Origin of the sequence: Clostridium sp. 7_2_43FAA, from assembly GCF_000158375.2 — a bacterium.
Classification (GTDB): Bacteria; Bacillota; Clostridia; order Clostridiales; family Clostridiaceae; genus Clostridium; species Clostridium tertium.
Genome location: NZ_JH815222.1, coordinates 1,480,386 through 1,486,654 on the forward strand (window position 1 = coordinate 1,480,386; position 6,269 = coordinate 1,486,654).

The 6,269-nt window shown below is 26.6% G+C and carries 6 protein-coding genes; all 6 read left to right on the forward strand.

What is annotated here, in order from left to right; genetic code table 11:
- Positions 1-26 precede the first annotated feature (26 nt).
- Complete coding sequence (locus tag CSBG_RS08495) at positions 27-1,007, forward strand: DUF5692 family protein (protein WP_008678728.1); 981 nt, start codon at positions 27-29, stop codon at positions 1,005-1,007.
- Between the two features lie 78 nt (positions 1,008-1,085).
- Positions 1,086-2,087, forward strand: a complete 1,002-nt coding sequence (locus CSBG_RS08500; RefSeq protein WP_008678730.1) for an energy-coupling factor ABC transporter permease — start codon at positions 1,086-1,088, stop codon at positions 2,085-2,087.
- A complete protein-coding gene (cbiQ, locus tag CSBG_RS08505; protein WP_008678731.1) occupies positions 2,084-2,884 on the forward strand; it encodes a cobalt ECF transporter T component CbiQ in 801 nt (266 codons plus the stop codon). Before CSBG_RS08500 ends, cbiQ begins: the two co-directional genes overlap by 4 nt.
- Before the next feature lie 9 nt (positions 2,885-2,893).
- The gene (locus CSBG_RS08510) at positions 2,894-3,640 is read left to right on the forward strand and encodes an ABC transporter ATP-binding protein (protein WP_008678733.1); all 747 of its coding nucleotides are present in this window, start codon (positions 2,894-2,896) and stop codon (positions 3,638-3,640) included.
- A gap of 420 nt (positions 3,641-4,060) precedes the next feature.
- Positions 4,061-4,579, forward strand: a complete 519-nt coding sequence (locus tag CSBG_RS08515; RefSeq protein ID WP_008678735.1) for a sigma-70 family RNA polymerase sigma factor — start codon at positions 4,061-4,063, stop codon at positions 4,577-4,579.
- A gap of 1 nt (position 4,580) precedes the next feature.
- Positions 4,581-5,999, forward strand: a complete 1,419-nt coding sequence (locus CSBG_RS08520; RefSeq protein WP_008678736.1) for a DUF4179 domain-containing protein — start codon at positions 4,581-4,583, stop codon at positions 5,997-5,999.
- The last annotated feature ends 270 nt before the right edge of the window (positions 6,000-6,269 follow it).

The window sequence follows — 6,269 nt, forward strand, 5'->3', positions numbered from 1 at the left end:
GAATAATTATAATAGGGGGAAAGAATATGTTTAGTTTTAACTATGAAGGAGGAGCATCCTTCTTTTCAGTATGGGGTGTTTGGGTTGCAGTATTTTTAATTTTATTTTTATTAAATGAATTTTCAAGGCGTTCTAAATTTGGAGGTTTTTTATGTTTTGTAGTATTACCAATTGGACTTTCTATGCTATGGTTTACAGTATTGAAAGACACTACTTATACAGATTGGTTCCATTTGGCTAAGGTGTACTCAGCAGTAGCAGGATGTATTGGATTTTGGTGTATAAGACATTTGCATGGGAAAAATAAAAAAACAGGGAAAGAATGGAGATTAGCAGATAATAAAATAGCATTATGTTTTCCGCCACTAATTCTTGCAATTAATATTTTAGAAGCAGTTACACGTGATATTCAAGTTGGACTTCAATATGCTGGAGGAGGAATTCTTGAAGATGGAAGTATGTATGTATTAGGTGGCCCTTGGAATTATATGAATGCAATTGCAGGAATTTTAAATATTATTACAATTACAGGATGGCTAGGTATATGCATCCGTAAAAAAACTAATAAAGATAAAAGTCAGGATATGTTATGGCCTGATATGCTTTGGTTTTGGATAATAGCTTATGATTTATGGAATTTTGCTTATACTTATAATGCTTTACCAGGACATTCATGGTATTGTGGTTTTGCATTATTACTTGCACCAACGGTATGTGCTTTTACTATAGGAAAAGGTGCATGGCTTCAACACCGTGCGCAAACATTAGCATTATGGTGTATGTTTGCACAGACATTTCCAGCCTTTATTGATAAAGGTAAATTTGCCGTTTCATCTACCTATAATGAAAACTATTTATTTATTTTCAGTTTATTAGCACTCCTTTCTAATATTGGTGTTGCTATATATATGATTTATAAAGCTAAAAAAACAAAACGTAATCCATATAAGGATGAGCTTTATATAGACTTAAAGAAATATAAGGAAGTAAAAGTGCTAGCAGAATAATTTTTAGTTTAATAAGGATATCAAGATAATTGATATCCTTATTAAACAAAGTTAATTTTATAAAGAGGAGGTTTATTTATGCATATGGCTGATGCACTTGTTAATCCTACTGTGGCTGGATTAATGTATGGATGTTCTGCAATAGCAGCAGGTTATTCAATAAAAAAGGTACGAATGGAAAATGAGCCGAAAAAAATTCCTGTAATGGGAGTTATGGGAGCATTTGTATTTGCAGCCCAAATGATTAATTTTACGGTTCCAGGGACAGGATCTTCTGGACATCTTTGTGGAGGTATTTTATTATCTGCCATATTAGGACCATTTGCAGGATTTATTACAATGATTGGGGTTTTAGCTATACAATGCTTAATGTTTGCTGACGGAGGGATACTGGCATTAGGTTGCAATATATGGAATATAGCATTTTATGGATGTTTTATTGGATGTTTATTAATATGGAAGCCTATTATGAAGAACGGAGCTTCCAAAGGTAAAATTATTTTAGCATCAATAATTGGGTCTATACTTACATTACAAATAGGTGCTTTTTCTGTTGCAATTGAAACACTAGGATCAGGAATTAGTGATTTACCATTTTTAACTTTTATTTCAGTTTTGCAACCAATACACTTAGCAATTGGACTTATAGAAGGTCTCATTACTGCAGCTGTACTATGTTTTATATATGAAGCAAGGCCTGAATTACTATGGAGCATAGATAAATCCTTAAACAAAAAAATAGGAAGAATTTCATTTAGAAAAGTGATGATTATATTCTCATTACTTACACTTTTAATAGCAGGTGGAGTTTCACTTGTAGCTTCTGAGTATCCAGATGGATTAGAATGGTCTATTGAAAAGATTACAAATTCTACTGAAATAGAAGTATCAGGTGAAGTATATGATAGTTTTGAAAAAGTACAGGAAACTACTTCAGTGTTACCTGATTACAATTTTAAGGATTCTGATTTAGCTATAGGTACATCTTTATCAGGTATTATTGGAGGAGTAGTAGTTGCCTTTATCTGTATAGGTGGATGTTATTTATTTAAATTTTTTAGAAAAGAAACTATAAATTGAATAAATTAAATAAAGCACTTTATGAAATCCAAGGTATAGAGGATTTAGCAAATAGAGATTACTTGGTAAATAAGATTCATCCATCAATTAAATTTATTTTAACAGTTACTTATATTTCTTTAGTTGTATCTATGGATAAATATAATCTAGGCGGAGTTATAGGAATGAGTATTTATCCAATAATACTTTTAATAACTTGTGATATATCTTTAAAAGATAGCTTAAGGAGATTAAAAATAGTATTATCATTTGTATTCCTTATGGGGATATTCAATCCATTTTTTGATAGTAAAATACTAATTAATATAAATGGTATTAGTATTTCTGGAGGAATAATCTCTATGATTACCTTGATAATGAAAGGAATCTTAACTATATTAGCATCTTATTTATTAATAGCTACAACAACCATTGAAAAAATCTGCTATGCAATGGATAAAATTCATATACCAAATATATTCATAACTGAAATTTTGTTTATTTATCGATATGTAACAGTATTGATTGAAGAAGCAAATAAAATTACAGAATCATATAGCTTACGTGCTCCTAATCATAAAGGGATAAATTATAAGGCTTGGGGTTCTCTTATAGGCCAACTATTGCTTAGAAGTATAGATAAGGCTGAAAATATATACGAAAGTATGTGTTTACGTGGATATTCTGATAAGTTTTATTATTCTTATAAAATTAGATATAATGCAAAAGATTATATTTATTTTATTATATGGTTAGTTATATTAGGTACGATGAGGTTTTTTCCTATATTACAGATAGTAGGAAGCATATTTGTTTAGGAGGAAGATATGAGCCATATTCATATAAATGTAGAAAATCTATGTTTTTCTTATGAAAAAGAGCAACCGATACTTGAAAATATTTCCTTTGTTGCAAAGGAAAATGACTCTATAGGTATTATTGGAGCTAATGGAGTTGGAAAATCAACTTTATTGAAGTTATTAGTAGGATTAAATTTAAATTATGAAGGTAGCATTAGAATAGAAAGTATTCCAGTAGACAAGAATACTTTGAGTATAATTAGAGAAAAAATAGGATATGTATTTCAAGATTCTGATAATCAACTATTTATGTCTAATGTATATGAAGATATTTCTTTCGCACCACGTAATTACGGACTTTCAGAAGATGAGGTTGAAAAGAGAGTAGAAAATGCCTTGAATATGGTTCATATTAATAATCTTAAGAATAAAAAGATACATAAACTTTCTGGTGGTGAAAAAAAACTTGTATCTATAGCAACAATATTTTCTATGACACCAGATATTGTTTTAATGGATGAACCTTCAATTGCTTTAGATCCTAAGAATAGAAGAAATTTAATTAATATACTAAATGAATTTCAGCACTTAAAGATTATTGCTTCTCATGATTTAGATATGATTTTAGAGACCTGCAATCGTACTATTCTTATGTCAGACGGAAAAATTATTAAAGAAGGAAATACAAAAGATATTCTTACTGATAAAAAGCTTTTAGAAGCTAACAATTTAGAGCTTCCATTTTGTTTGCAAGAAAATAATATAAAAAACTAGTATTAGTATATGTAAATGAGAAAAAATGTAAAAGATGAATCTATAGTAGAGGTTTCAGAGTTTGATAAGGACAAGATGTTCATGATAAGTCTTCAAAAAGAATCACTAAATGTGTAAATTCAGTAGAATATAAAAATGTAGATATTATAAAAGTCATGTGTAACAAATTTAGCTTGTTATACGTGACTTTTTGTAATATATCTAATAATATTTTAAGCGAAAAATTAAAGTGGTTTGAGGTATAACAATTTTTAAATTTTATGGATACTAAAATATACTTAAATATATTAAGACTCGTAAAAAAGCATATAACTATGAAATTCTAAAAGTTCAAAAAACATTCATGTTCATGGTAAAATTAAGAAAAACCGCGAGAAATTGAAATATTATTTGTATTACTATATGAAGGAGGGAAAAAGAGTGGAGAAAAATATTGATGAAATCTATGAAAAATATTTTAGTAGAGTATTTTTCTATGTAAAAAGAATTCTTAAAGATGTTGGTACTAATGAAGATATTGAAGATTGTGTAAGTGATGTGTTTTTAGCCCTATGGAAAGATAGTGATAAATATAATATTTCAAGAGGAAGTTATGATACCTTTGTAAATGTCAAAACAAGATCCATAGCACTTAATTATAGAAAAAAGCTGATGTCAAAGAAAATTAAAGTTGAAGAAATTGACTATAATTCTATTCCAGAGAAGGATATTTTAATAACTGAAAATTATGTAATTAGTAAGTTTGAAAAACAGAAAATAATACAAGAAATAAAAAAGTTTAAAGAACCTAATAAAAGTTATTTTTATTTAAGATATTTTATGAACTATGAAATAAAGGATATATCGAAAATGTTTAATACAACTGCAAGCGCAGTGGAGAATAGGCTTTATAGATGTAGATTAAAATTAAAGAAGATATTAAAAAAGGAAGTGATTTAATATGGATGATAAAGATATTTTTAATATCCTAGATAATATTAACGATAATGATCTTGAATGTTTAATGAATGATTTATATATTGAAAATATTAATGAGGATTTTGTTAATAATGAGATAAAAGAAAAAATAAAAAAGAAGTTAAATATAAAAATTGAAAATGAAAGTAGAAATAATAAGAAAACAATTAATAATATAAAGAAAAACAGATGGGTAAAAGGAGTAAGTGGAATAGTTGCAGCCATATTAATTTTTAGCCTTACAATAAATTTTTTCCCAAGTGTAGCATATGCATTAGAGAAAGTACCTATTATTAATAAATTAGTACAAATCGTTAAGATGGATAAACCCTATAAGTATGATAAAGGTTTTGAAAACTTAATAGAAAATGAAAAATATCAAGAAATAAATAAAACTGTAAAATACGGTAATACCGAATTCACAGTAAATGCAATTGTTGCTGATAATTCTAAGATGTGGATATCATATGATGTAAAAGAAGATCCTAATATATTGTGGAATATAGAGTTTTATAATACTAATAATGAACCTTTAAATTGGATAGACAAGGGGAATAGGGATAAAAGGTATGCAGAAATAGATTTAAATGAAAAATTAGAAGATTTTAAAATGGTAATAACCCTTTTTAAAGATAATGAACTTTTTCATAAAGTAGGAAATGAAATAACTAAGGAAGATTTTTCGAAATATTTAGAAGAAATAGAGAAATATAAAATAACAAGCTTAGATGTATTAGTTGAACTAGATGAAAGTATATTTAATGATTCACTAACTAAAGAGTATAAAGTGGAAAAAAATATTAGTTCTGATATTGCTAATATAAAAATAGAAAAAATAGAAGCTTCTCTTTCAAGAACAAAGGTATATTTAAATGTAGAAAATAATAATAACCTTGCAAAAATATCCTTTAAAAATTTAAGACTTATGGATAATGATAATAATATATACTTTGAAGCATCAGATAAGTCAATTTTCGATGAAGTAATATATAATCTAGAAAATGGCAAAAACATCATTGTAGCAGAGTTATATGGTGGTATATCAAATATTGAAAATCTAAAACTAATATGTGATAAAATAAGTTATGTGAAAAATGAAGATAAATATATAACAGTAGATTTAGCAAATAAATTGGTTAAAGACAATAATTTAGGAATCACATTAAAGAATATAGAAGAAAATACAGTAGTATTAAATGTGCCAAAAAGTAATGTTGTTCTTAATGATCATAGTATATTATCAGATAATGGAGATATGAAATTTACTAAAGTTATAAGTAAAAATCCTGAAAATGAATGGTTATATGAATTTGATAATTTAAGTTGCGATAAGCTATATTTTGAGGTGCTAGAGATTAAAGATAATAATGTTGATGGATTTGATGTTAAATTGTTTGAATAAATGGAAAGAGTTATATTTTAACAAATTAAATAGACAAGAAATATAAAATACTATAGCATAAAGAATAAAATGTATACCATTAAAGGGTGTAAATTATACTTACGTCTTTTAATGGTATATACACTAATAGAACTACGTAATAGTTTCTTTAGCCACAAATTTAATATAAATTAAAAATACTTTTTCAAATGAGAGAATAGATAATTCTGTGTAATTATTATTTTTATTGTTTTAATATTACTGGAAATTTTCATTTCCAGTAATATTTTT